17 protein-coding genes are annotated in these 25292 nt (G+C 72.0%); 9 read left to right on the top strand and 8 right to left on the bottom strand.

Features of this window, described 5'->3' with window-relative positions; translation table 11 throughout:
- Positions 1-80 precede the first annotated feature (80 nt).
- Positions 81-527 (bottom strand): Rv3235 family protein, encoded by a 447-nt coding sequence (locus DMA15_RS14210; RefSeq protein ID WP_125513116.1) that lies wholly within the window; start codon positions 525-527, stop codon positions 81-83.
- Between the two features lie 317 nt (positions 528-844).
- On the opposite strand from DMA15_RS14210, the gene DMA15_RS14205 reads away from it, so the two are divergent.
- From DMA15_RS14205 to DMA15_RS14195, 3 genes are all read left to right on the top strand, one after another.
- On the top strand, positions 845-1366 hold the full coding sequence (locus DMA15_RS14205; protein ID WP_125513115.1) for a hypothetical protein: 522 nt from the start codon (positions 845-847) through the stop codon (positions 1364-1366).
- A gap of 313 nt (positions 1367-1679) precedes the next feature.
- Positions 1680-2351 carry an HAD family hydrolase gene (locus tag DMA15_RS14200; protein ID WP_125513114.1) on the top strand — a complete coding sequence of 224 codons (672 nt, stop codon included), beginning with the start codon at positions 1680-1682 and terminating at the stop codon, positions 2349-2351.
- A 128-nt stretch (positions 2352-2479) separates the two neighbouring features.
- Complete coding sequence (locus DMA15_RS14195) at positions 2480-4819, top strand: LuxR C-terminal-related transcriptional regulator (RefSeq protein ID WP_125513113.1); 2340 nt, start codon at positions 2480-2482, stop codon at positions 4817-4819.
- An 859-nt stretch (positions 4820-5678) separates the two neighbouring features.
- Here DMA15_RS14195 and DMA15_RS14190 read toward each other — a convergent pair.
- Complete coding sequence (locus tag DMA15_RS14190) at positions 5679-6245, bottom strand: DJ-1/PfpI family protein (RefSeq protein WP_125513112.1); 567 nt, start codon at positions 6243-6245, stop codon at positions 5679-5681.
- Between the two features lie 515 nt (positions 6246-6760).
- Between DMA15_RS14190 and DMA15_RS14185 the strand changes: the two genes are divergently transcribed.
- Positions 6761-11704 (top strand): NAD-glutamate dehydrogenase, encoded by a 4944-nt coding sequence (locus DMA15_RS14185; RefSeq protein ID WP_125513111.1) that lies wholly within the window; start codon positions 6761-6763, stop codon positions 11702-11704.
- A 110-nt stretch (positions 11705-11814) separates the two neighbouring features.
- On the opposite strand, the gene DMA15_RS14180 is transcribed toward DMA15_RS14185, so the two are convergent.
- Positions 11815-12087, bottom strand: coding sequence for a GlsB/YeaQ/YmgE family stress response membrane protein (locus DMA15_RS14180; RefSeq protein ID WP_125513110.1), 273 nt, complete (start codon positions 12085-12087; stop codon positions 11815-11817).
- A 125-nt stretch (positions 12088-12212) separates the two neighbouring features.
- Here DMA15_RS14180 and DMA15_RS14175 point away from each other — a divergent pair, with 125 nt between their 5' ends.
- The 4 genes from DMA15_RS14175 (at position 12213) to DMA15_RS14160 (ending at position 15931) form a co-directional block, all read left to right on the top strand.
- Entirely contained in the window at positions 12213-12761 is a 549-nt protein-coding gene (locus DMA15_RS14175; RefSeq protein ID WP_125513109.1) for a phosphatase PAP2 family protein, read from the top strand.
- A gap of 383 nt (positions 12762-13144) precedes the next feature.
- Entirely contained in the window at positions 13145-13888 is a 744-nt protein-coding gene (locus DMA15_RS14170; RefSeq protein WP_206302932.1) for a polyprenol monophosphomannose synthase, read from the top strand.
- Positions 13885-14415, top strand: a complete 531-nt coding sequence (locus tag DMA15_RS14165) for a GtrA family protein (RefSeq protein WP_125513107.1) — start codon at positions 13885-13887, stop codon at positions 14413-14415. Before DMA15_RS14170 ends, DMA15_RS14165 begins: the two co-directional genes overlap by 4 nt.
- A complete protein-coding gene (locus DMA15_RS14160; protein WP_240659791.1) occupies positions 14399-15931 on the top strand; it encodes a hypothetical protein in 1533 nt (510 codons plus the stop codon). Before DMA15_RS14165 ends, DMA15_RS14160 begins: the two co-directional genes overlap by 17 nt.
- Before the next feature lie 31 nt (positions 15932-15962).
- Here DMA15_RS14160 and DMA15_RS14155 read toward each other — a convergent pair whose 3' ends face one another.
- Both DMA15_RS14155 and DMA15_RS14150 read right to left on the bottom strand, forming a co-directional pair.
- Complete coding sequence (locus DMA15_RS14155; RefSeq protein ID WP_125513106.1) at positions 15963-16607, bottom strand: dihydrofolate reductase family protein; 645 nt, start codon at positions 16605-16607, stop codon at positions 15963-15965.
- A gap of 77 nt (positions 16608-16684) precedes the next feature.
- On the bottom strand, positions 16685-17188 hold the full coding sequence (locus tag DMA15_RS14150) for a GNAT family protein (RefSeq protein WP_125513105.1): 504 nt from the start codon (positions 17186-17188) through the stop codon (positions 16685-16687).
- Between DMA15_RS14150 and DMA15_RS36645 the strand changes: the two genes are divergently transcribed.
- Positions 17174-17338 carry a hypothetical protein gene (locus DMA15_RS36645; RefSeq protein ID WP_164551644.1) on the top strand — a complete coding sequence of 55 codons (165 nt, stop codon included), beginning with the start codon at positions 17174-17176 and terminating at the stop codon, positions 17336-17338. The two genes, DMA15_RS14150 and DMA15_RS36645, sit on opposite strands and share 15 nt — an antisense overlap.
- 266 nt (positions 17339-17604) lie before the next feature.
- On the opposite strand, the gene DMA15_RS14145 is transcribed toward DMA15_RS36645, so the two are convergent.
- The 3 genes from DMA15_RS14145 to DMA15_RS14135 are packed head-to-tail and all read right to left on the bottom strand — an operon-like array spanning position 17605 to position 25252.
- Positions 17605-19281 carry a glycosyltransferase family 2 protein gene (locus DMA15_RS14145; protein WP_125513104.1) on the bottom strand — a complete coding sequence of 559 codons (1677 nt, stop codon included), beginning with the start codon at positions 19279-19281 and terminating at the stop codon, positions 17605-17607.
- A complete protein-coding gene (locus DMA15_RS14140; protein WP_240659790.1) occupies positions 19278-21578 on the bottom strand; it encodes a CDP-glycerol glycerophosphotransferase family protein in 2301 nt (766 codons plus the stop codon). The genes DMA15_RS14145 and DMA15_RS14140 overlap by 4 nt, the downstream gene beginning before the upstream one ends.
- Entirely contained in the window at positions 21575-25252 is a 3678-nt protein-coding gene (locus tag DMA15_RS14135; RefSeq protein WP_125513103.1) for a bifunctional glycosyltransferase family 2 protein/CDP-glycerol:glycerophosphate glycerophosphotransferase, read from the bottom strand. The genes DMA15_RS14140 and DMA15_RS14135 overlap by 4 nt, the downstream gene beginning before the upstream one ends.
- Positions 25253-25292: the final 40 nt, after the last annotated feature.

Raw genomic sequence — 25292 nt, 5'->3', positions numbered from 1 at the left:
TTGGGCCGAGCTGCCTCGTCCGTGACCTGAGTGGGAGGGCGCCGGGATTTCCCGGCCCCTCCCACTCAGGTTTTTTCGGTTCAGGTCCTTTCCATTTCCACCGCTGTGCAGCGCCATTTCCGGTCCGGGCCGAGGGCCAGGCGGAACGCCAGTGCGCGCAGTCTCGGGCCCGTCGCGATGCGGGCGAAGACCTCGTAGGCCTCGGGGTGCGGCTGGTAGTGGCCGATCCGGTGGACCGTGGGGCGGTGGCCGTCCGCGCAGAGGGGGGTGCGCTCGGCCAGGCGGGCCAGGTCGTCAAAGGCGGTGTTGGCGATGTGGCGGGCCACCCAGTACAGGGGGCGCTGGCCGCTGAGGACCAGCAGGAGGCGTTCGGTGAAGACCTCCGTGGGGTGCGGGGGCGGTTTGGCCGGGATGGGCCTGGGGGCGCGGTCCGCGGGGCGGCGGGAGTCCTTGCGGGTGGGTGGGCGGCCTGCCGGGGGGCGGGCCGCTGACGGGCGGGGGCGGGGCCTTGTCATCACCTTGCGCACGGGGTGCCTCCTTCGTCGCCTTTACCGGTGGGTAACTTTTTGTCCCGGGGATCTTGTACGGGGGCGGCGGGAGAGGGTGCAAGGGCCTCGGGGTGCTTCGGGGAGGGCTTCGTGGTTCACCTATCCGAGGGATCGGAGGGGTCGAGGACGCGGTGGTTGCCGGGGCGTGCCGGGTGAATCGGTGGAGGCGGGTGGACGGCCGCGGGGGCGGTGGGGGCACCTCGATGGGGGACTCGCGGACGTATCCTGGAGGCCTTCCACGTACACGGCCCTCTACGGACACGGCCTTCTCCGTACACGAACGAAAGCGGTCAGCCATGCGCGTCTACGTTCCTCTGACCCTGCCCCGGCTCGCTGAGGCGTACAAGGCGGGGGAGTTGGGGCCCGGGCCGCTGGTCGCTTACGCCGTCACCCCCGCCCTGCGGGAGTGGTACGTCTCCGATGACATCGAGGAGCTGGAGTACGCGGCGCTGAACCGGGCGGCGACGGCGTCGCTGCGGCTGGTGGCGGTGGACCCCGGGGCGCCGCGGCGCCGGGTCGTGCTCGCGGCCGATGTGCCGGACGGGGCGGCCGTGGCGGACCCCGGCCGGGGGCTCGACCAGGGGGCGCTCGGAGAGGTGCGGCTCGCCGACGGGCTCCCCCTGGCGAAGGTGGCGGCCGTGCACGTGGACGCGGGGGACGCGGAGGCGGACGTCGCGGCGGCCGCGGCGGCGCTGGGCGCGGCGGACCAGGGCGACGATGACGCGCGGTTCGTGGTGGACGGGGCGGAGGACCATGAGCTGCTCTGGTTCGCCACGCAGGAGATTCCCGGGCTGATTGGGCTGGCGGGGGCGCCTTGAGGGGGCTGGGGGACTGGGGTTGCCGCGGGGCGGCGCGGGTTGTGAGGGGTTCCAGGCCGCCCGCTTCGCGGCGGATCTTTCCCACCGACCCGCCCGTCTCGCTGCGATGACATGGCGAGGTAGGAGCGGTTGGTCGGCTCGCCGTGGTGGTGTGTCGGTGTGGGGGCGGGGGCCGTCTCGCCGTGATGACACCGTGGTGTGGGGTGGGTCGTCGTCTCGCCGTGGTGGTGCGGTCGTGGGTGGGCGGATCGGCGCGTGGGTGCCGTGGCGTAGGGGCAGGTGCCCAGCCCCTCGGGGAGGGTAGATTTCAGGGATGGGGACGCGGCGCGGGGCGCATATCGTTTGGGATTGGAACGGGACCCTCCTGCATGACATCCATGCGGTGATCGAGGCGACCAACGCCTCCTTCGCGGAGATCGGGATCGAGCCGATCACGCTGGAGCGGTACCGGGAGCTGTACTGCGTGCCGATCCCGCTCTTCTACGAGCGGCTGATGGGGCGGCTGCCGAGCGAGAGCGAGTGGCGCGTCATGGACGCCGTCTTCCACCGGCACTACTGGGCCCGGGCCGAGGCGTGCGGGCTCACCGAAGGGGCCGCTCAGCTGCTCGCCGGGCGGCGGGCCGAGGGACGTACGCAGTCGTTGCTGTCGCTCGCCCCGCACGAGCACCTGGTGCCGATCGTGCGGCGGCACGGGATCCACGAGCACTTCGTGCGGATCGACGGGCGCACCGACGATTCGTACGCGGGCAAGGCCGAGCGCATGGTGCGCCACCTCGCCGCGCTGGAGGGCGTGGTCGCCGCCGCCGAGCGGGTCGTCGTGATCGGGGACGCCGTCGACGACGCGGTGGCCGCCGCGCACGTGGGGGCGCGGGCCGTGCTCTACACCGGGGGCTCGCACAGCCGGGGGAGCCTGGAGCTGGCCGGGGTGCCCGTCGTGGACACGCTGGAGGAGGCCGTGGTCGTGGCGGAGCGGCTTGCCGCCTGAGGGTGCCCGAGCGTCGCCCGAGGGGGCCGGTGCGGGTGGTTGGGGGATTCCGTTCACGCTCCGCGCTGTTCTGCGTACGCTGAGGTGGGATCCTCTGTACCGGACGACGTGACGGGGGCGGTAGCGCGATGGGTTTCGGCTTCGGGCAGCGGCGGGGTGGGCAACTGCCCGCCGAATTGACCTCGTTCGTCGGGCGGGCGGACGAACTGGCGCAGGTGCGGGCCGCGTTCGCGTACGCGCGTCTGGTCACGCTGGTCGGGCCGGGAGGTGTCGGGAAGAGCCGGACCGCGTTACGGGCCGCCGCGGGACTCGGGGAGAGGTTCCCCGACGGGGTCTGGCTGGCGGAGCTTTCGGCGCTGCGGGACCCCGAGTTGATCCCCGCCACGCTCGCCGCGGTCCTCGAACTGCCCGAGCAGCCGGGGATGGCGCCGCTCGACGCGGTCGTGGCGCACTTGCAGGGGCGGCGCCTGCTCATCGTGCTCGACACCTGTGAGCATCTGGTCGACGCGTGCGCGATGCTCTCCGACATCCTGCTGCGCGAGGCCGCCGACGTGTGCGTGCTCGCGACCAGCCGGCAGCCGCTGGACGTGCCGGGGGAGCACTGCTGTCCCGTCGCGCCGCTCGCGCCGGACGACGCCGTGGAACTGTTCGCGCAGCGGGCCGCCAGTGTCGTGCCCGGCTTCACCGCGCACGACGGCAATCGCGGGCAGTTGCTGACGCTGACCCATCGGCTCGACTGCATTCCGCTGGCCCTGGAGCTGGCCGCGGTGCGGTTGCGGGCGGTGTCGATGGAGGAGCTGGTGGCGCGGCTCGACGATCGGTTCCAGGTGCTCACCGGAGGGCGGCGCACCGCTCTGTCACGGCACCAGACGCTGCGTACGGCCATCGACTGGTCGTACGAGCTGTGCACTCCGGCGGAGCGGTTGCTGTGGGCCCGGCTGTCGGTCTTCGCGGGCTCCTTCGAGCTGGGCGCCGCCGAACAGGTCTGCGGGGGCGGGGAGTTGCCCGTCGGTGAGGTGCTCGGGCAGCTGATCGGGCTCGTCGACAAGTCCGTGGTGCAGCGGCTCGGTGAGTCCGGGAACCGCTACCGGCTGCTGGACACCCTCAGGGAGTACGGGGCCGAGCGGCTCGGCGTGGTCGAGGCGGACGGGGGCGCGGCGCTGCGGGCGCGGCACTTCGCGTACTACCGGGACCTCGGGCGCCGCTTCGAGGAGGGGTTCTTCGGCCCCGGGCAGCCGGAGCTGCACCGCACGGTCCGGGCGGAGAGCGCCGATCTGCGGGCCGCTCTGGAGTACGCGTACGAGCCCGAGGGGCGGGCGGCGGAGGGGCTGCACCTCGCCGCCCGGCTGTGGCCCCACTGGCGGGCCTTCGGGGCGCTCTCCGAGGGCGGGTACTGGGTCGAGAAGGGGCTCGGGCTCGTCCCCGACGACTGTTCGGCGCGGGCGTGGGGGCTGCTCGTGCGCGGCGCCTTCGCGGTGTGGACCGCGGATCTGACGACGGCCGTCGAGCAGATGGACCTGGCGCGGGAGTGCGCGGCGCGGGCCGGGGATGAGGACGTCGAGCAGTTCGCCGAGGCGTACGCCAGCGGGCTCGCCGGGCTGTGCGGGGACGAGACGGGGCTCGACCGGCTCGCGGAGGTGCGGCGGCGGATGGCCGAGCGCGACAGCCTCCTCGGCCTGGTGGTGATGGGCTCCGAAGCGGCTCTGCTGCGGGCCGTGCTCGGGGACACCGCGGGGGCGCTCGAACTGTGCGCGGAGGGTCTTGAGCTGCTGGAGGGCACCGGCGAGCGGCAGATCTACGGGTCCACGCTCACCACGCAGGGCCTGGTGCTGTGGCTCGTGGGGGAGCGGGAGGCGGGCGTCGCCTCGCTGTGCCGCGGTCTTGAGGCGGCGAGCGAGGTCGACGAGATCCTGGTGGCCGCGATGTGCTGCCACGGCCTCGCGTGGGCCTCGGCGCGGGCCGGGCGGCATACGCGGGCCGCGTGGCTCTTCGGGTACGCGGAGAACGCGCGACGGCTCAGCGGTGACCCCATCGGCATGCTCCCTTCGCTCCTGGAGCAGCAGGAGGCGGCGCGGAAGTCGGCGCGGGAGGCGCTGGGCGACAAGCAGTTCGACCGGTGGCACGCGGTGGGGGCGCGGCTCTCCGGCCGGCAGGTCCTGGAAGCGGTGCGGGCCGACGCGGACACGCCGGGCAGGCCGGCGGCCCAGCGGGGGCCGGGGCGGCGGGCGGCCGGAGACGTGCTGACCCGGCGGGAGCGTGAGGTGGCCGTCCTGGTCGCCCAGGGCCTGTCCAACCGGGAGATCGCGGAGCGCCTGGTCATCTCGAAGCGGACCGCGGACGCGCATGTCGAGCACATCCTCGCGAAGCTGGGCGTGGGCTCGCGCACGGAGATCGCCGGTGCGTCGGAGGTCGCCGCGGAGATCGCGGGGGCGGCGGTGGAGGAGCGGGGCTGCGGGGCCGCGGGGTAGGCGGGCGAGGGAGTGTGAGCGGGGCCCGGCGGGCGGCCGGGGGCGGATGGGTGCGCAGGCCTGCCCCTCCGGGGTAGGCCGAGGGGGGCGCTCGGGGCCTGCGGGCGGCCAGGATGGGTGGGCCTGCCCCTCTGGGCGAGGGAGTGTGCGCGGGGCCCGGCGGGCGGCCGGGATGGGTGGGCGCGCGGGCCTGCCCTCCGGGGTAGGCCGAGGGGGGCGCTCGGGGCCTGCGGGCGGCCAGGATGGGTGGGCCTGCCCCTCTGGGCGAGGGAGTGTGCGCTCGCGGCGGGGGCGGGTGGGCGGCGGGGACGGTGGGCGCGCGGCCTGCCTTCCGGGGTAGGGCGAGGGGAGTGTGCGTTCGGGGCCCGGCGGGCGGCCGGAGGCGTGGGCCTGCCCCTCTGGGCGAGGGAGTGTGCGCTCGCGGCGGGGGCGGGTGGGCGCGGGCCTGCCCTCGCCGACGAGGGCAGGCGCCGCTTCGGCCGCGTCGCCGGGGGCCGTGAGTCGGGTGCGGGGTGCCTCGCCATGACAGCCGTGGGGGAATGGACCAGGCGCTGTCGGCACCCCGCCGCCCGTTCCCGTGGCTCGGGCGAGGCGGCGCAGAACAGAGCCTGCCCGCCGCGGCCGCCTCCCGGCATCGGTATCCGCGAGGATCGGCATACCGATGTGGTGCGGGGGCGCGGAACTCCGTATACCTAGCGGACGCGCAGGCTCCACCGGCTGCCCGTACTGACGCCATCCGGCGTCCACGTCGGCCGCCCCGCGCCAGCAGGGGGCCACGTCACCCGGCGTCCATGTCACCAGGGGGCCACGTCACCCGCGCCCCGCGCCCCGCGTGCCCCGCACCCCCGTCACCCCCGCCTCACGTCACCGGCGCCTTCGCCCTCAGTACCGTCAGGAACTCCCTCATCCAGCCCGAGTGGTCCGGCCAGGCGCGGGCCGAGACCAGGGTGCCGTCGACGACCGCCTCCGCGTCCTGGAAGGTCGCGCCCGCCGTCTGCATGTCCAGCTCCAGCGCGGGGTACGCGGTGACCCTGCGGCCGCTCAGGCCGCCGATCGCCGCCGTCAGGAGAGGGCCATGGCAGATCTGCGCGACCGGCTTGTCCGCGTCGAAGAAGGACTTGAGGATCTTGCGCAGCTCCGGGTCGTTGCGCAGATACTCCGGCGCCCGGCCGCCCGGGATCACCAGGGCGGCGTACCGGCCGGGATCCACTTCGGAGAAGGCGAGGTCCGCGGGCCAGGTGTAGCCCGGCTTCTCCGTGTAGGTGTCGAAACCCGGTTCGAAGTCGTGCACCACGAACCGCAGGGTCTTGCGGGCCGGGGCGGCGATGTGGACGTCGTACCCCTCCTCGCGCAGCCGCTGGTAGGGGTAGAGGACTTCCAGCGACTCAGCCGCGTCGCCGGTCACAATGAGGATCTTGGCTGCCATCGGTGCTCGCTCCCCGAGTCCGTCGCGCATGTCCGTTCTCCGTCCCGCTCAACGTGCCCGCCCCCGTCCCGTTTGCCAAGAGGGCGGGCACGCGCGGCGGCCGGCAGGGGCGCGCACCCCGGGGGAGACGGACGTACGCGGCCGCACTGTGCAGACTGTCCAGGTTCTGCCCCTGCTTTTGTACACAAAAGGCTCGTGACGCCGACCCGGTCCGGAGCGATAGCCTTGACCCGTGATCGTCGCGATAGCCCGCGGAGGCATCGGTGCCTCCGCCCTGCGCCCGGGGAACACGGATGACATCCGTGCCCGGGCCCTCGCCGACGCTTCTTCGCGGTGCGGCCGATCGGGCCGGGCAGGCCATCCGTCAGCGGAACCGCTGAGAATGGCGGAAAGCCGACCGCTCTTCCCGCACCGCGGCATAACGTCGAACACGTCCGGAGACCCCGGGCCGGGGCGTTACGTCACTTCACTTCCTTCTACGCCGCGCAATGGCGCGCGGCAGGAGCCAGAGGACAATGCAGACCAAGCTGGACGAAGCCAAGACCGAGCTGCTCGCGCGGGCCGCCCGGGTAGCTGAGAACAGCCCGGCCGGGGGGCGCCTACCGAGCGGTGCACCGACCGGGAAGACGAGCGAGGCCACGCCGGACCAGGACATGGCTCTCGCGTTCCTCCGGCGTTACTACCTGCACACGGCCCCCGAGGACCTCGCCGACCGCGACCCGGTCGACGTCTTCGGCGCCGCCTTCTCCCACTACCGGCTCGCCGAGAACCGCCCCCAGGGGACGGCGAACGTACGGGTCCACACCCCGACGGTCGAGGAGAACGGCTGGACCTGCAGCCACTCCGTGGTCGAGGTCGTCACCGACGACATGCCCTTCCTCGTCGACTCCGTCACCAACGAACTCTCCCGCCAGGGCCGCGGCATCCACGTCGTCATCCACCCCCAGGTCGTCGTACGCCGTGATCTGACCGGCAAGCTCCTGGAGGTCCTGACCGGCGAGGCGGGCGCCGAGCTGCCGCACGACGCGCTCGTCGAGTCCTGGATCCACGTCGAGATGGACCGCGAGACCGACCGCGCGGACCTGAAGCAGATCGCCGCCGATCTCCTGCGGATCCTGTCCGACGTGCGCGAGACCGTCGAGGACTGGGAGAAGATGCGCGATGCCGCCCTGCGCATCGCCGACGAGCTGCCCGCCGAGCCCACCGCCGGCGACCTGCCCGACCAGGAGATCGAAGAGGCCCGCGAGCTGCTGCGCTGGCTCGCCGACAACCACTTCACCTTCCTGGGCTTCCGTGAGTACAACCTCACGGACGACGACTCGCTCGCCGCCGTCCCCGGCACCGGCCTCGGCATCCTGCGCGCCGACCCGCAGCACGGCGACGACCACCACCCGGTAAGCCCGTCCTTCAACCGGCTGCCCGCCGACGCGCGCGCCAAGGCCCGCGAGCACAAGCTGCTCGTGCTGACCAAGGCCAACAGCCGGGCCACCGTCCACCGGCCCAGCTACCTCGACTACGTCGGCGTGAAGAAGTTCGACGCCGAGGGCAACGTCATCGGTGAGCGCCGCTTCCTCGGGCTCTTCTCGTCCGCCGCGTACACCGAGTCCGTGCGCCGCGTGCCCGTCATCCGCCGCAAGGTCGCGGAGGTGCTCAAGGGCGCGGGCTTCTCGGCCAACAGCCACGACGGGCGCGACCTGCTCCAGATCCTGGAGACCTACCCGCGCGACGAGCTGTTCCAGACCCCGGCCGACGAGCTGCGCTCCATCGTGACGAGCGTGCTCTACCTCCAGGAGCGGCGCAGGCTCCGGCTCTACCTGCGCAAGGACGAGTACGGGCGCTACTACTCCGCCCTCGTCTACCTGCCGCGCGACCGCTACACCACCGGCGTCCGGCTGCGGATCATCGACATCCTCAAGGAGGAGCTGAACGGCGCGAGCGTCGACTTCACCGCCTGGAACACGGAGTCGATCCTCTCCCGCATCCACTTCGTGGTCAGGGTGCCGAAGGGCGCCGAGGTCCCCGACCTCTCCGACGCCGACGTCGAGCGCATCGAGGGACGGCTCGTCGACGCCGCCCGCTCGTGGGCCGACGGCTTCGCCGAGGCGCTGACCGCCGAGTGCGGCGAGGAGCGCGCCGCCGAACTCCTGCGCCGCTACGGGGGCGCCTTCCCCGAGGGCTACAAGGCCGACCACACGCCGCGCGCCGCCGTCGCCGACCTCCAGCACCTGGAGCAGCTCGGCAAGGGCGACAAGGACTTCGCGCTCTCCCTCTACGAGCCGGTGGGCGCCGCGCCCGGCGAGCGCCGCTTCAAGATCTACCGCTCCGGCGAGCAGGTCTCCCTCTCCGCGGTGCTTCCCGTCCTCCAGCGCCTCGGCGTCGAGGTCACCGACGAGCGCCCGTACGAGCTGCGCTGCGCCGACCGTACGCACGCGTGGATCTACGACTTCGGGCTGCGCATGCCCAAGTCCCCCAACGGCAGCAGCGACTACCTCGGCGACGACGGCCGCGAGCGCTTCCAGGAGGCCTTCGCCGCCGCCTGGACCGGCGCGGCCGAGGTCGACGGCTTCAACTCGCTGGTCCTTCGCGCGGGCCTCAACTGGCGGCAGGCGATGGTCCTCCGGGCCTACGCCAAGTACCTGCGCCAGGCGGGCTCCACGTTCAGCCAGGACTACATGGAGGACACCCTCCGCAACAACGTCCACACCACCCGGCTGCTCGTCTCGCTCTTCGAGGCGCGCATGTCGCCGGACCACCAGCGCGCCGGGACCGAGCTGACCGACGGGCTCCTCGAAGAGCTGGACGGGGCGCTCGACCAGGTCGCCTCGCTCGACGAGGACCGGATCCTGCGGTCCTTCCTCACCGTCATCAAGGCGACCCTGCGGACCAACTTCTTCCAGCGCACGGAGAGCGGCGAGCCGCACTCGTACGTCTCCATGAAGTTCGACCCGCAGGCCATCCCCGACCTGCCCGCGCCCCGGCCCGCGTACGAGATCTGGGTGTACTCGCCGCGCGTCGAGGGCGTGCACCTGCGCTTCGGCAAGGTCGCGCGCGGCGGTCTGCGCTGGTCCGACCGGAAGGAGGACTTCCGTACGGAGATCCTCGGTCTGGTCAAGGCGCAGATGGTGAAGAACACCGTCATCGTGCCCGTCGGCGCCAAGGGCGGCTTCGTCGCCAAGCAGCTGCCGGACCCGTCGGAGGACCGCGACGCGTGGCTGGCGGAAGGCGTCGCCTGCTACAAGACGTTCATCTCGGCACTGCTCGACATCACCGACAACCTCGTCGCCGGTGAGGTCGTGCCGCCCTCGGACGTGGTGCGCCACGACGAGGACGACACCTACCTCGTCGTCGCCGCCGACAAGGGCACCGCGACCTTCTCGGACATCGCGAACCAGGTCGCGGAGTCGTACGACTTCTGGCTCGGCGACGCCTTCGCCTCCGGCGGCTCCGCCGGCTACGACCACAAGGGCATGGGCATCACCGCCCGCGGCGCCTGGGAGTCCGTCAAGCGGCACTTCCGGGAGCTGGGCTGCGACACCCAGTCCGAGGACTTCACGGTCGTCGGCGTCGGCGACATGTCCGGTGACGTGTTCGGCAACGGCATGCTCCTCTCGGAGCACATCCGCCTGATCGCGGCCTTCGACCACCGGCACATCTTCATCGACCCGAAGCCGGACGCCGCGACCTCCTACGCCGAGCGCCGCCGCCTGTTCGAACTGCCGCGCTCCTCCTGGGCCGACTACGACAAGAAGCTGCTCTCCAACGGCGGCGGGATCTTCCCGCGCTCCGCCAAGGCGATCCAGCTCAACGCCCACATCCGCGAGGCCCTCGGCATCGAGTCCGGCGTCGCCAAGATGACCCCGGCCGACCTGATGCGGGCCATCCTCCAGGCCCCCGTCGACCTGCTGTGGAACGGCGGCATCGGTACGTACGTGAAGTCGTCGGCGGAGTCGCACGCCGACGTCGGCGACAAGGCGAACGACGCGATCCGCGTCGACGGCGCCGACCTGCGCGTCAAGGTCGTCGGCGAGGGCGGCAACCTCGGTCTGACCCAGCTGGGCCGCATCGAGTTCGCGCGCGCCGGTGGCCGCATCAACACCGACGCGATCGACAACAGCGCGGGCGTGGACACCTCCGACCACGAGGTGAACATCAAGATCCTGCTCAACGCGGTCGTCACGGACGGCGACATGACCGTCAAGCAGCGCAACAAGCTGCTCGCCGAGATGACCGACGAGGTCGGGCACCTGGTGCTGCGCAACAACTACGCGCAGAACACCGCGCTGGCCAACGCCGTCGCCCAGTCGCCGTCCCTGCTCCACGCCCACCAGCGCTTCATGCGCAGGCTCGGCAAGCAGGGCCACCTCGACCGGGGCCTGGAGTTCCTGCCGAACGACCGGCAGATCCGCGAACTGCTCAACTCCACGCGCGGCCTGACCCAGCCCGAGCTGGCCGTCCTCCTCGCCTACACGAAGATCACGGCCGCCGACGAGCTGATCCAGACGACGCTGCCCGACGACGCGTACCTGCGGCGCCTGCTGCACGCCTACTTCCCGCAGGCGCTGCGCGAGAGGTTCCCCGAGCAGGTCGACGCGCACGCGCTGCGCCGCGAGATCATCACGACCGTCCTGGTCAACGACACGGTGAACACCGGCGGTTCGACCTTCCTGCACCGGCTGCGGGAGGAGACCGGGGCCTCCCTGGAGGAGATCGTGCGGGCCCAGCTGGCCGCGCGGGAGATCTTCGGGCTCAGCGAGGTCTGGGACGCGGTCGAGGCGCTCGACAATGTCGTCGCCGCCGATGTGCAGACGCGGGTGCGGCTCCACTCGCGCCGCCTCGTGGAGCGCGGCTCGCGCTGGCTGCTCAACAACCGGCCGCAGCCGCTCCAGCTCGCCGAGACCATCGACTTCTTCGGCGAGGGCGTCGCCCAGGTCTGGGACGCGCTGCCGACCCTGCTGCGCGGCTCCGACCTGGAGTGGTACGAGGGCATCCGGGACGAGCTGACGGGCGCGGGCGTCCCCGACGCGCTCGCCCAGCGCGTCGCCGGGTTCTCCTCCGCCTTCCCGGCGCTCGACATCGTCGCGGTCGCCGACCGGGTGGGCACCGACGCGATGGCCGTCGCCGAGGTCTACTACGACCTCGCCGACCGGCTGCGGATCACCCAGCTCATGGACCGCATCATCGAGCTGCCGCGGGCCGACCGCTGGCAGTCCATGGCGCGCGCCTCCATCCGCGAGGACCTGTACGCGGCGCACGCCGCGCTGACGGCCGACGTACTGGCCGCGGGCAGCGGCGAGTCCACGCCGGAGCAGCGCTTCAAGGCGTGGGAGGAGAAGAACGCGCCGATCCTGAGCCGGGCGCGGACGACTCTGGAGGAGATCCAGAGTTCCGACGCGTTCGATCTGGCGAATCTGTCGGTGGCGATGCGGACGATGCGGACGTTGTTGCGTACGCATTCGTAGGCGTTGCCGGCGGTATCCGATATCCGGTATCCGGTACGTGAAAAGGGGGCGCCCCGAGCCTTGTGGCTCGGGGCGCCCCCTTTTTTCACATGTCGAGCGGGGTGCGCCGATCAGGCGTGGTGGCGGGCCCCGCGCCGGGCCCACAGGGGAGTGACCAGTGCGATCAGGGCGGCGGCGACGCCGATCTGGAAGATGTGCCTGATCCAGTCGATGCCACCGGTGTCACGTACGCCGAAGGCGCTGGCGAGCGCGTTGCCGATGACGGCGCCGAGGATACCCAGGATGACCGTCAGCCAAAGGGGAATGGGCTGACGTCCCGGCAGGACGAGTTTGGCGATCACGCCGATGATGAGACCCGCGATGATGGCCCACAGGAATGACACGTCAGCTCCTCCATCTGTTGTTGCCAAAAACTTTTTGGAATCTGCAACTCCAGGTGCCCGGGAAACCGCACCGTATGCATCTCTCATTCGTGCATGACAGGTGTGGGGGCGGGAAACTGGCACACATGATCGGCTTGGCGGATGTCAAAGATGGCGATGAACGGCTCACCCGTCGCGTGGCCCACTGGACCTCTCCCCTGACGCGGCACGTGCTGCCCGCGGTGGAGTCGGCGGCCGAGCACACCAAACTGTGGTGGGCCGCGGCGGTGCTCATGTCCGCCACCGGCGGCTACCGGGAACGGAAGGCCGCGCTCGCGGGCCTTGCCGCCATGGGGGTCGCGGAGCTGGCCTCCAACGCGGTGTGCAAGCAGCTCTACGAGCGGCGCAGGCCGCCCGAGGAGCTGATCCCCCACGACGGCGTCCACGACCGCCCGGACAGCTCCTCGTTCCCCTCCGGGCACACCGCCGCCGCCGTCGGCTTCGCCGCCGCCGTCGCCGGAACCTCCCTCGGCTGGGGCGCCGCCTGCGCGGTCCCGGCGGTGGCGGTCGCGGTCGAGCGGGTGCACTCCGGTGCGCACTATCCCAGCGATGTGGCCGTCGGTGCCGTGATCGGCGCGGCCAGCGGGTGGCTGGTGCACCGCGCTCCCGGGATGGTGCTGCGCCGCTGGCTGTGAGGGCGCACGGTTCGGGTCGCGGGGGTCTCGGGCAACGTGGGGCGGCCCGTCGGCGTCTTCGGTGGTGGATCTCGTGTTGCCGCTCGGTGGGTGCGGAGGTACGGCCACTTCGGGCGGAGCTTTCCTTGGCCTGATTGGTTGCCTGCGTGGCGCGGAATGGGTGATGAGATTCGCCATACCCCATCAATTCGGGCATTTGGTCTAAGGTGGGTGAGATTGTCTGACGGAGGTACGAGATCCACAGCGCCAGGGAACCGGACCACCCATCGACCGCGGACCACCGAAGGGCCCCAGCCGTGACTGTGAACACCCCCGAGAACCTCTCCGACGACCTCGCCGCGAGACTGCCCGAAGCCTGGGCCGCCACCCCGCTGACCGTCGTCATGCCCACGTACAACGAAGCGGGGAACCTGCCCGGCATGGCGGAGGCCCTGATGGCCCTCCCCCTGCCCGGCCTGCGCCTCCTCGTCGTCGACGACTCCAGCCCCGACGGCACCGGCGACATCGCCGAGCGCTTCGCGGAGCGGTACGGCAGCGCCCGGATGAGCGTCCTGCACCGCACCGAGAAGGACGGCCTCGGCCGGGCCTACGCGGCCGGTATGACCCGGGCCGTCGCCGAGGGCGCGGAGTACGTCCTCCAGATGGACGCCGACGGCAGCCACCCCGTGGCCAAGGCCGCCGAGCTGCTCGGCGTCGCACTCTCCACCGACGCGGGCGTCGTCATCGGCAGCCGGTATGTGCAGGGCGGCACGCTCTCCGACGCCTGGGGCGCCCACCGCAAGCTGCTCTCCCGCTGGGCCAACGCCTACGCGGGCACCATCCTCGGCACGCGCGTCCGCGACATCACCGGCGGCTTCAACATCTGGCGCGCGGACGCCCTGCGCGCCATCGACCTGGCCTCCGTGGACAGCGCGGGCTACAGCTTCCAGGTCGAGATGAAGTACCGGGCGCTGCGGCGCGGCTTCGGCGTCATGGAGGTGCCGATCCACTTCGAGGACCGCACGGTCGGCGAGTCGAAGATGAACCTGATGGTGCAGCTGGAGTCGATCGTCATGCCGTGGAAGCTGCGGCTCGGGACGGGCGGCTCCCGGCCGGGTACGGGTGCGGGTACGGGGGTGCGCGGATGACGGCGCCCGCTCTGAAGGAGGCCCCGCCCGCCACGACCGCGCCGCCCGCTCCGGAGGCGGGCCCGGCGTCCTCCGCCGCCGCAACGCTCCCGGCGCCCCGGTCGGTCCTCGCGAGGCTGCGCGCGCTCTGTCTGGAGCTGGTGAAGTTCGGCCTGGTCGGCGGCAGCGGTGTCGCCGTCAACCTCGTCGTCTTCAACCTCCTGCTGCTCGGCCTCGGCTCGCGCCCGATGACGGCGACGGTCCTTGCCAGCTGCGTGGCGATGGGCACCAACTACCTCGGCTTCCGCTTCTTCGCCTACCGGGACCGCGCCTCGCGCACCAAGCGGCAGATCGCCCTCTTCTTCGTCTTCAGCGGGATCGGCGTCGCGATGGAGAGCGTCCTGTTCTACGCGGCGTACCACGGCGCGGGGATGAGCGGGCCGCTCGGCTCGAACATCGCCAAGGCGCTGTCGATCGTCCTGGCGTCGGGGTTCCGCTTCCTGGTCTACCGGACGTGGGTCTTCCAGCACGATGCGCGACGCCAGTAGGGCCGGCATACGGGCTCCGCGCGCGGTCACCCCGCAGGCCCTGCGCCTCTCGCCCCTGCGCCTCTCGCCCCTGCGCCTCTCGGCCCTGCTCCTCCTGGCTCTGCTCCTCCTGGTGATCGTCCGCCTGCCGTGGGCGGGCGACCTCGGCATCCACGCGGCGACGATCGAACGCCTGCGGGCCGACCTGCTGAGTCCCGGCGATCCGCTGGTCGACGCGGACACCCCGAGCCCCTATTACTCCCCCTGGACGCTGCTCCTCGGCTGCCTTGCCAAGGTGACCGGACTCGGCACGTTCGTGGTGCTGAGGGTGGCCGCGCTGGTCGGCCTCGGCCTGCTGGTGACGGGGGTCCGCCACTTCGTACGTACGTTCAGTACGCGGCCCGGGGCGGTGCCGCTGGCGCTGCTTGCCCTGCTCTTGCTCTGGGGCCCGGGGCTCTTCAACTGGAGCGGGTTCCTCGGCCTCAACTCCCTCGCGCTGACGGTCTCGTACCCGAGTACGTTCGCGCTCGGCCTCTCCTTCCACTTCTGGGCGCTGGTGCGGAAGTCCCTGAGGGGCGGAGGGTGGCTCGTCTTCCTCGGCCTGGGGGCGCTGTGGTCCGTGATCCTCCTGTGCCACCAGTTCACGGGCGTCGTCGCGACGTTCGGGGCGCTCGCGATGGTCCTGGGGGCGCGGCCGTGGCCGAGCAGGCCGGTGCTGTTGCGCCTGACCGGGGGCGTGGCGTTCGGGCTCTCGGTGCTGGCGGCATGGCCGTATTACTCCTTCTTCGGCCTGCTCGGCGTGGGCGGCCTTGAGGAGATCCACCGCTCGCTGTACCGGGGGCTGCTGCCGCACTTCGGCCTTGCGCTGCTGGGGGTGGCGGCACTGGTCCTCCGATGGCGCAGGGACCACCGCGATCCCCTGGTCCTCTTCTTCGCGCTCGGCGCGGCGATGTTCGCGGCGGGCGGCCTGACCGGCCACTACTCATGGGGCAGGGTGCTGCCCGCCGCCCTCATCCCCGCCCAGCTGGCGGCGGTGCTCGAGGTCTTCGAGGCGGGCCGCGCGGGTGTGCGGCGGGTGGGCGCGGGGCTGCTCGGCGCGGCGTTGCTGCTGGGCGCGTGGACACAGGCGGGGACGCTGGGGTACGTGGTGCCGCGTGGGGTGTTGCCGGGGCCGGTGGCCGCCAAGTACAAGGCCCCCTGGTCCGGCTACGACTGGCTGGCCCCGCAGGTCCGCCACGGCGACGTGGTCATGGCGAAGACCTTCCCGTCCCGCCAGATTCCGGCGTACGGCCCCTACACGGTGGCCCCCGGCTACCCGGACTTCTTCCTGCCGGACCAGGAGGCACGGGCGGACGCGGTACGCGCCTACTTCGCCCCCGCGACCCCGCGCACGGAACGCCTCGGCATCCTGCGCCGGTACGGGGTGCGGTGGATCGTGCAGTACCCGGGGGACGGGGGCCTGCGCCCCGGGGACCCCGCGCTGCGGGTGGCGGGCGCGGGGCCGAAGGGGCAGGTGCTGTACGAGGTGGTGGGCTGACCCGCGCCCAGGGACGGGCGCGGCGCCCGTGTCACCTGCGCCAGAACAGATGGTGCGTGACGCCGCTCGGGCTGGGGACGACCTCGTGGTGGAACCGGTCGAGCAGCTCATCGGGCGACTTCCACAGCCGCACGCCGGAGCCCAGCTCCACCCGCGAGACGGCCACGTGCATCGTGTCGACGAGGCCCGCGTCGAGGAACTCCCTGATCGTGGTGGCCCCGCCACCGAGCCGGACGTCCTTGCCGCCCGCCGCCTCCCGCGCCTGTTCGAGGACGTCGGCCGGTTCGCCGTCGACGAAGTGGAACGTGGTGTCGGAGAGCGTGAACGAGGGCCGCTTGTGGTGGGTCATGACGAACACCGGTGTCCGGAACGGGGGTTCGTCGCCCCACCACCCGCGCCACTCATGGTCCTGCCAGGGCCCGCGCTGGGGCCCGAACTTGTTGCGGCCCATGATCTCGGCGCCGATGTTGTGCGTGAAGTCCCGGGTGAAGTAATCATCGAGCCCGCGGCTGCCCCCGGGATCGGTCCGCCCGGGCCAACTGGCGGTGGCCCCGGCCCAGGAGACCAGGTCCCCGGGGTCGGCGTGCCCGAAGGGCCTCTCCAGACTCTGGTGCTCACCGGCGCCGAATCCGTCCGTCGAGACGCAGAAGTTCTGTACTCGCAGCAGCTGTGGCATGGGTGGTGTCTCTCCTCTTGCTCGGGGTGCGACGAAGGGGAGACTGCCGGGGCGGCGGGAACTCATCGGTGGCGCCTTCAGCGTCCCCCGTCCGCGGTGGCCTTCCATTCATCCTCGAGGATCGAGTAGGTGAGGGAGTCCCGCCACGCGCCGTGCACGAGGACGTGCTGCCTGATCCGTCCCTCCTCCTGTAATCCGGCGCGGAGCAACGTCTTGTGGGAGGCGGTGTTCAGAGGTGCGCGGGCCGCCCATACGCGGTGCAGACCGAGGTCGCCGAAGGCCAGGCCCAGGAGGATGCCCACGGTCTCCGTGCCGTAGCCGAGCCTCCAGACGGAGGGGTGGAGGGCGCCGCCCATCGTTGCCGCTTTCGGCTGGTGCGGGTCGAGGGCGAGGCGGGCGTAGCCGATGAGCCGGCCGCTCTCGCGCTCGGTGATGGCGAGGCAGTACTCGTCCCGGGGCTCGGCGGTGGCGGAGACCATGGAGCGGGCGATGATCTGGCCTACCTGGTCGCGGGTGCGTGGTTCGAACGACAGGTGCTTTGTCGCTTCCGCGTCGCCGTAGATGGCGTGGACCGCATCCACGAGCTGACGCCGTCGGAGCGGGACTTCAAGCTGTCCTGGTGGGCCATGGCCGACGCGCTCGACGCCGCCGCCGACGGGCGGTTCCTCCTCCCCGCCGGGCCGCTCGCACTGCTCCTGGCCGACCGGGGTGGGCGGCCACTGGGGGTGTGACGGCTGTGTAGGGCGGGTGGGGGGTGGTGGGTGGGGAAGGGGCGGCGCCTTGCGGATGGCGGCTGTTGGGGATCCGAGTGGCGCCTTGCGGAGGCGCCTGCTGGGGGTCCGGGCGGCGCCTTGCGGATGGCGGCTGTTGGGGATCCGAGTGGCGCCTTGCGGAGGCGCCTGCTGGGGGTCCGGGCGGCGCCTTGCGGATGGCGGCTGTCGGGGAGCCGGGCGGCGCCCTGCGGATGGCGGCTGTCGAGGGTCCGGGCCCCCGGCCCTCACCGCACCACGCTAGCCACCAGCCTCGCCGCCCTGCGGACCCGCGCCCCCGCTCCCGTGCCCGCCCTTCGGGCCAGGGGGCGGATGAGGTTGGCCGTGACGCCCACCGGGGTCCAGCGGAGTTGGAGGCGGCCCGAGGCGCGGCCCTCCGGTTCCAGTGTCACCTCGTGCGGGAGTGCGCCGGCGCGGTAGTCGATGCGGGCCTTCAGGGGTGGGAAGGAGAGCGGGGCCAGGAGCAGGGAGGTGTTGCGCAGGGGGCCCGCGGTGAGTTGGAGGACCGGGTGGCGGGTGCCCTCGAAGCCGTTCAGGGGGAGGGGGGCCGCGGTCAGGTCCAGGTGCGCCTTGCCCTCGAAGACGCCGGGGCGGACCGGGTTCAGGCGGAACGGGGTCTTCATGCGGCGCCTGCCGGGGGCCAGGAGCACCGTCGCCACCTGCGGGCCGACCGGCAGGCGCAGGCCCGGGTCGTAGGTGCGGATGGTCAGGTCGACCGAGGCGCCGGGGCCGCGTTCGATGCGCGTGATCTCGTGGCGGAACTGCGCGCTCGGGAACGGGCGGGAGTCCAGGCCCTGGTTGGAGAGGTCCAGTTCGGCGCGGGCCCGGTCCGTCTCCGGGATCCGTCCGCCCCAGTAGACACGGCCCTCGGCGTCCATGGACGTCTCGCGCGGCGCCACCCCGTGGCCCAGGCCCCGCGCCGCAAGCCGGGCGTCCGCCAGGCGGTTGTCGCGGACCAGTTGGAGGACCACCCGCTCGGCTCGGGGGAGGCGGGCGTACGCGCCGGGGGACAGCTCCGCCAGGTAGGGGTTGACGATCCGCGCGAAGCCTGACAGCCATTCCTCGTCGCGGAAGGGGAGATCTCCCGCGTACATCCGGAAGTCGTGCTTCAGGAATTTGTAGTCCTTCGATTCCTTGATCCCCTCGTGGCCGCTCGTCCTCAAGAAGTCGTCTATCAGGCGCTGTACGTGGACCCGGTCCCGTACGTTCGACAGCTTGTGGCGCTGGTTCGAGATCGACGCCGACTCCGCCGCCTCGTAGGGGGCTATGTACCAGCGGTAGACCGGCTCGGGGATCACCGTGAAGGACTTCGCCAGGCAGTACGCCTGCGCCGAGAAGAGCTGGTCCTCGTAGTGGATGCCCTCCGGGAAGCGCAGGCCGTTGCGGTCCAGGAACTCCCGGCGGTACATCTTGCTCGTCGAGAGGTGTTCGAAGAGGAGCGCGGGTTCGGACTCGATGCCCTCCACCGTGCGGCGCTCCGCCACCAGGTGCGGCATCCAGGTCGAGGTGCGGCCCGTGTCCACCCGTACCCGCTCCACCGCGCCCATCGCGAAGTCCACCTCGCGCTCGCGGTGTGCGGCAAGCAGCAACTCGACTGCCCGCTCGGGGAGTTCGTCGTCGCTGTCCAGGAACATCAGATACGGGGCGTGCGCGATCTCCAGCGCGCGGTTGCGCGGCGCGCTGCAACCGCCGCTGTTCTCCGGCAGACGGAGATAGCTGACGCGGTCGTCCTCCGCCGCCAGCCGGCGGGCCACCTCGGGGGTGTGGTCCGTCGAGTGGTCGTCGCTGATGATGATCTCGATGTTCGCGTGCGTCTGGCGGCGCAGGGAGGCCACCGCGCGCGGCAGGCGGTCCGCGTCGTTGTAGACGATCACCGTCACGGTGACATCGGGGGTGCGGGTCATCGCTGCGTCGCCTCCTCGGGCGTCGGGGCCGGGGTGCGCTCGCCGACCGGGGTCACGGGCGGCAGGGACTCCTCGCTCTCGCCGAGGAAGACACGGCGTACGACCCGCTCGGCGGCGCGCCCGTCGTCGTACTCGCAGAAGCGCTCACGGAATGCCTTGCGCGCCTTCGTCGACGAGCCGTCGCGCCACGCGTCGGAGGTGAGGAGGTCCGTCAGCTCGTCCTGCGTGCGCGCCACTTGGCCCGGCGCCTCCGCCAGTAGGTCGAAGTAGACGCCGCGCGTGGTGGCGTACGTTTCCCAGTCGTCGGCGTAGATGACGATCGGCCGGTCCAGGTTGGCATAGTCGAACATGATCGACGAGTAGTCCGTGATCAGCGCGTCCGCCGCGAGGGAGAGGTCCTCCACCGGGTCGTAGGACGAGACGTCGATGATCCTGCCGCTCCTGCGCAGACCCGCGAGCGGCGAGGCCGTGCCGCCGTAGAAGTAGTGGCCGCGCACGAGCAGGACGGTGTCCTCGCCGAGGCGGTCGGCGAGCGTGGCCAGGTCCAGGCGCGGGGTCCAGGCCGCCTCGTAGTCGCGGTGGGTGGGCGCGTAGAGGATCGCCCGCTTGCCGGGCGCGATGCCGAGCCGCTCGCGGATCGCCCGGATGTCGGCGGCCGACGCGCGGTAGAAGACGTCGTTGCGCGGATAGCCGTGGTCGAGGGAGGTGTAGCGCGAGGGGTACGCGCGTTCCCACATCTGCGTGGAGTGACTGTTCGCGGAGACGCTGTACGTCCACTTGTCGACGCGGGCCAGCAGGCTGTGGAAGTTCAGTCCCTTGGCGGCGGCCGGGTAGTCGAGCTGGTCCAGGCCCATGCGCTTGAGCGGCGTGCCGTGGTGGGTCTGGAGGTGGATCGCGTCGGGGCGCTTGACGACCGCGTTGGGGAAGTTGACGTTGTTGACCAGGTACTTCGCGCGGGCCATCATCTCCCAGTAGCGGCGCGTGCCGGGCACGATGTGGTCGGTGCCGGGCGGCAGCAGCGGTACGTTCGCCGCCGTGACGACCCACACCGGGTGGATGTGCGGCGCGAGTTCGGCGAGCTTGGCCGCGATCGCGGCCGGGTTGCAGGCCACGCCCCGGTCCCAATAGGCAGTGAACACGGCGAGGTTGGGGTCGACGGGGCGCTCCAGCTCCCTGCGGTAGCGCAGGTCGCGGACCTTCAGGCCCACCTTGTGCTTGCGCGAGACGACCGCCGACCTGAGCTTGCGGCGCTGCTGGTTGGCGGTCTGGAACGTGCGGTACTTCGTGTACGCGTCCTCTTCGAGGATGCGGCGCCGCACGCCTTCGAGACCGCCCGGCCGCTGGTGGCCCTCGGGACGCCACGCGACGGCGGCCTTCGAGGCGCGGTGGAAGAACTCCCTGCGCACGGGGTCGGGCAGCTTCTCGCGGGCGACGACGCGCAGGCAGTCGCCGACCATGACGTCGTAGAGCACGGTGCGGGGCGCCGCCGGGAGGCCGAGGTCCGCGGCGAGGGCGAGCAGCGACTCATAGCGCGCGATGACGCCGAAGCGGGCCTCGGGCGGCCCCGAGGGCAGGCTCTCGGCCCGCAACTCCCTTACGTTCAGGGCGACTTGGTCGAGCGCGGCGATACGGCCCGCGAGGAGCAGGGCGGCGTACGCGGTGAACGTCTCATCCTCCCCGGCCAGCTGAGCGGCGTGCGCCCGCCAGAAGTCCGCCCGCAACACGCGGTTGCCCAGCAGGGGCGTGACCCGCAGCAGGTCCGGGCAGTCCGCGAGCGGCAGCGCCCTGCGGGCCTGCTTGGCGAGGTACTTGCCGTCGGGGCTCGGCATCCCCCGGTGCCGCCAGGTGGAGCGGACGTGGTCGACGACGAGCACGTCCGCGCCGCTCGTACCGCTCGTGCCGTTCGTGCCGCTCACGTCGTCCGCGCCACCGGCGAGGTCGGCCACGCGGTCCGCGAGCGTGCGGGGTGCGCCCGTCGGCACGGTGTCCTTGCTGTGGACGAAGTGCAGCCAGCGGCCCGCCGCCCGCTCGGCGCCCACGGCGCGCGCCGCGCCGTCGCCCGTCCCCTCGGGCAGCGGTACGACGGTGACGCCCGGCCGGTCCGCGGCCGCGGCCTGCGCGGAGGCGCCCACGGCGGCGACGATCACCTCGACGCCCGGCGAGGCCTGCGCGGCGAGGGCGTCCAGGCCGGCGGCCAGGTGGCCCTGGACGTTACGGCCGTGGACGACCACGCTCAGCACGGGTCCCGCGGTGTCGCTCTGCTCGGGCATGGCGGTGCCCCCCTCCTCGGTGTTCATGCGGTCGCCGTCCCTCGGTGGGCGAGCATCCGGTCCACCACGCGGCTCGCGGCCCGCCCGTCGTCCAGGTCGCAGAACTCGGCGCGGAACTCCTCGTACGCCTTCCCGTACTCCTTCTCGTACAGCTCGCTCTCCGCGTTCAGATCCCGCAGCGCGGCGATCAGCTCGTCGGAGGTCGGGACCAGCGGGCCCGGCGCGCGCTTCTCGAAGTCGAAGTAGAAGCCGCGCAGACGGTCGCGGTAGTGCTCCAGGTCGTACGTGAAGAAGAGCATCGGACGGCCCGTCACGGCGAAGTCGAACATCACCGAGGAGTAGTCGGTGACCAGGACGTCCGCGATCAGAAGCAGGTCCATGATGTCCGGATAGCCCGCGACATCCCATACGAAGCCGTCGCCCGCGCCCGGCACCGGCTCCACGATGTGGGCGTGCGGGCGGATCAGGAGGACATGGTCCTCGCCCAGCTCGTGGCGCGCCTTCTCCAGGTCGATACGCAGGTCGAGGAGGAAGCCGCCGCGGTGGCGCTGCTTGTCCTCGCGCCAGGTCGGGGCGTAGAGGATCACCTTCTTGCCGTCGGGCAGGCCGAGGGCACGGCGTACGCGGGCGGCGCGCTCGGCGCGGTCCGGGGCGAGCAGGACGTCGTTGCGGGGGTAGCCCGCTTCGAGCAGCTCGCCGTCCACGTCGCCGCCGAACCGGAAGGCGCTGCGCATGATCGGCGTGCTGAACCGGTTCGGGGAGAGCAGCATCGACCACTGGTGGCGCTCGCGGTCCAGGTCCATGAGGTACTGCGTGCCGGCGAAGTGGTCGTTGTCGAAGTCGAAGCCGATCCGCTTCAGCGGGGTGCCGTGCCAGGTCTGGATGATCTGCTGGCCCTCGCGCCGCTCCAGCCAGCGCGGGAAGTGCGTGTTGCCGACGAGGTAGCGGGAGCGGGCCATCGCCTCGTAGTACTCGGGGCTGTGCACGCGGACCGCCTTCGCGGTCGGCGGGACCTCGCACTGGCCGTCCTTGACGACCCAGAGGTGTTCGACCGGCAGGCCGCGGCGGACCATCTCCTCGTGGATGGCGCGCGGGGAGTCGCCGTACATGCGGCCGCCGAAGACGTCGTACAGAACGGCCTCGCGCAGCGGCTCGTGGCGGGCGGTGGGGTAGGCCTCGGTGCGGAGCCGGGTCTGGCGGTAGCGGCTGCGCTCGTCGGGGCGCAGCTCGGAGTGGGCCATCAGGGCCAGCTGGTCGTACTGGCGGGCCTGTAGCTCCACGCGCTTGCCGTGCGCCGTGACCTCCAGGGGGAGGTGGGCGTGGACGGGCGGGGCGAGCTGGACCGCGGTGCGGGTGCCGTCCGGCTTCTGGATGGACGGCCACCAGAAGCCGGCGCGGAGGGGGGTTCCGGTGGCGTAGGGGTGGGTGGGGGCGGGGACGAAGCTTGCCGTGAACCGGCCGTTCCTGGCGTGGGCGGGGAATGTGTACTCGTGGCCCGACCAGGTCTGGCGGAGGACCAGTTCCAAGCCGTGGGTTCCGGCGGCGGGGTAGCTGCCGGTGAGGGTGACCGTGCCGTCGGGCTGTACGGAGACGTGGTCCACCAGGGGCTGGGTTGGCTGGTCGCAGAGCTGGAGGTAGCCGCCGGGGCTGCGGCGGGCGTAGACCGTGCGGTTGGCGTGGGGGAACTGGGCGCCGGAGAAGCCCTCCCGGTCATCCAGGATCAGGGCTAGGCGGGTCGTCTTGGTGGGCGCCTCCTTTTCGGCACCCTGCGCTGTGGGCTGTGCCCACCCGTTCCGCCCTGCGGAACGATTGCCCACAGCGGCAGCAGCGGTAGCAGCAGCCGTCACCTCTACCGACATGTCCCAGCGGCCAATCGCGCGTTCCGCCTGCGTCGGGCGCAACCGCTCGTGGTCCTCGCGGACCTCCCTCAGGGACGCCGTCTCCACCAGAGCCGTGAAGGGGACGCGGCCCTCCCTCGGGGCGTCGAGGTCCAGCGGCACCGTGAGGATCGTGCCGGACTCGCGGTGGCGCATGCGCAGGCGGGGCTCGCCCTCGGGAGCCGTGCGCAGGACGCCGCGTACGAGAAGGCCGGAGCCCTCCGCGCGGACCTCCAGCGCACGCGCGTGCGCCGTCTCCACGCGGATCGCCAGCTCGCCGTCCTGGATCTGCGGGGCCACCCGGACATCCTCGGTCACCCAGTGCGCGGGCGGCGTCTGGCCGGAGCCCGTGCCCGCCCCGTACAGCGGCCCGCGCCGCGGGGTCGAGCCCGTGCCCGCCACGGCGATCCGCACCCGCCACAGCCCGTCGACCCACTTGCCGCGCCGCCGCAGCCGCGCGGGGTTCACCAGCGCCCCGAATCCCGCCCAGTCGGCGTGCCGGAACTCCGCTCCCGAGGCCACCGTGGCCTCCGGGTCGAGATGGCTGCGTGCGGGCACAAGGACCGTACGGCGGCTGCCCTTCTCCTTCAGGATCAGCGACTTCAGCGTCTTGCTCCGCGACTCGGCGCCGAGCTGGCGCGGGAACGCCCAGCCCGAGAGCCACAGCTTGCCGTCGTGCCAGGCGGCCTCGTCGAGGCGGCTGCGCAGCCGCAGCTCCGGGTCGAGGCGCAGGACCGCGTCCGGCACAGGGGCGGTCGGGTCGAGGAAGGGGTAGTCGGCCTTCGGGTGCAGCGTCCCGGAGACGGGGATCGAGCCGGGGTGCTCCTTCTCGAACTCCAGCTGGGCGATCAGCTCGTCCAGGCGCCGGTGCACGGTGAGATACAGCTTCAGCTTGTGCGGCACGTGCAGCGCCCGCACCGCGTCCTGCCCGATCTCGCGCACGAGCCGGCCCACGTGCTCCAGGAACGCCTCCTGGTAGGCGGCGTCCGAGCCCGGCAGGACCCGCCAGAACAGGGGGATCTCCTCGGCGAGCGCGTTGTTGTCGTAGACCCGCAGGTGCTCGGCGTACATCGGGTCCTCGCCGACCCGCGCGAGCAGGAAGTCACGGACCATGCGGATCGACTTCACGCGGTCGATCAGGCCCTGCGGATTGGTGCGGTTCTGCGTGATGGAACGCTCGCCGATCTCACGCTCGCGCCAGTTGTAGATCGGCTCGCTCAGCACGTCGACGGAGTCCGCGAGGTAGTGCGCGGGGACGCTGACGGGCGCGTCCTCGTAGAGCATGGCCTCCGGGTATGCGAGCTGGTGCCGCTCCCAGAAGGAGCGGCGGTAGACCTTGTTCCACGCGGTGCGGTCGGTCAGCAGCGGGCGGAACCTGGAGACGTGCGTACGCAGCCGGGTCGTCGCGAAGGGCACGCGGTGCACGGGCGACTGCACGTACCCGGCGGAGCGGAAGCGGGTCACGTTGCCCGCCGCGAAGTCCGACCCGGTCCCGTCAAGCGTCTCGATCATCAGCGCGTACGCCGTGGCGGGCAGCGTGTCGTCGCTGTCCACGAAGGCGAGGTACTCGCTGTGCGGGGACATCTCCCGTACGCCGGTGTTGCGCGCCGCGCCCAGGCCCTTGTTCTCCTGGGATATCAGCCGGAAGCGCGGGTCGGCCGCCGCGAAGCGCTCGGCGATGGCCGCGCTGCCGTCCGTCGACCCGTCGTCGACCATGACCACTTCGAAGTCCGTGAAGGTCTGGGCCGCCAGGGACTCCAGGCACTCGTCGAGGTAGAGCTCGACGTTGTAGACGGGGACGACAACACTCAGCCGTGGCTGCACGCGCACTCCTTCTGTTGCTAAACGCTCCCATAGTGTAAGG

This window comes from Streptomyces sp. WAC 01529 (assembly GCF_003945545.1).
Taxonomy (GTDB): domain Bacteria; phylum Actinomycetota; class Actinomycetes; order Streptomycetales; family Streptomycetaceae; genus Streptomyces; species Streptomyces anatolicus.
This window is presented reverse-complemented; position numbering and strand designations above follow the sequence as displayed.

Bases quoted from the DNA above. Each gene is read 5' to 3' on its own strand.
- DMA15_RS14205 (WP_125513115.1), top strand. From the start codon at position 845: ATGCGCGTCTACGTTCCTCTGACCCTGCCCCGGCTCGCTGAGGCGTAC.
- DMA15_RS14200 (WP_125513114.1), top strand. From the start codon at position 1,680: ATGGGGACGCGGCGCGGGGCGCATATCGTTTGGGATTGGAACGGGACC.
- DMA15_RS14195 (WP_125513113.1), top strand. From the start codon at position 2,480: ATGGGTTTCGGCTTCGGGCAGCGGCGGGGTGGGCAACTGCCCGCCGAA.
- DMA15_RS14190 (WP_125513112.1), bottom strand. From the start codon at position 6,245: ATGGCAGCCAAGATCCTCATTGTGACCGGCGACGCGGCTGAGTCGCTG.
- DMA15_RS14185 (WP_125513111.1), top strand. From the start codon at position 6,761: ATGCAGACCAAGCTGGACGAAGCCAAGACCGAGCTGCTCGCGCGGGCC.
- DMA15_RS14175 (WP_125513109.1), top strand. From the start codon at position 12,213: ATGATCGGCTTGGCGGATGTCAAAGATGGCGATGAACGGCTCACCCGT.
- DMA15_RS14170 (WP_206302932.1), top strand. From the start codon at position 13,145: ATGCCCACGTACAACGAAGCGGGGAACCTGCCCGGCATGGCGGAGGCC.
- DMA15_RS14165 (WP_125513107.1), top strand. From the start codon at position 13,885: ATGACGGCGCCCGCTCTGAAGGAGGCCCCGCCCGCCACGACCGCGCCG.
- DMA15_RS14160 (WP_240659791.1), top strand. From the start codon at position 14,399: ATGCGCGACGCCAGTAGGGCCGGCATACGGGCTCCGCGCGCGGTCACC.
- DMA15_RS14155 (WP_125513106.1), bottom strand. From the start codon at position 16,607: ATGCCACAGCTGCTGCGAGTACAGAACTTCTGCGTCTCGACGGACGGA.
- DMA15_RS14145 (WP_125513104.1), bottom strand. From the start codon at position 19,281: ATGACCCGCACCCCCGATGTCACCGTGACGGTGATCGTCTACAACGAC.
- DMA15_RS14140 (WP_240659790.1), bottom strand. From the start codon at position 21,578: ATGAACACCGAGGAGGGGGGCACCGCCATGCCCGAGCAGAGCGACACC.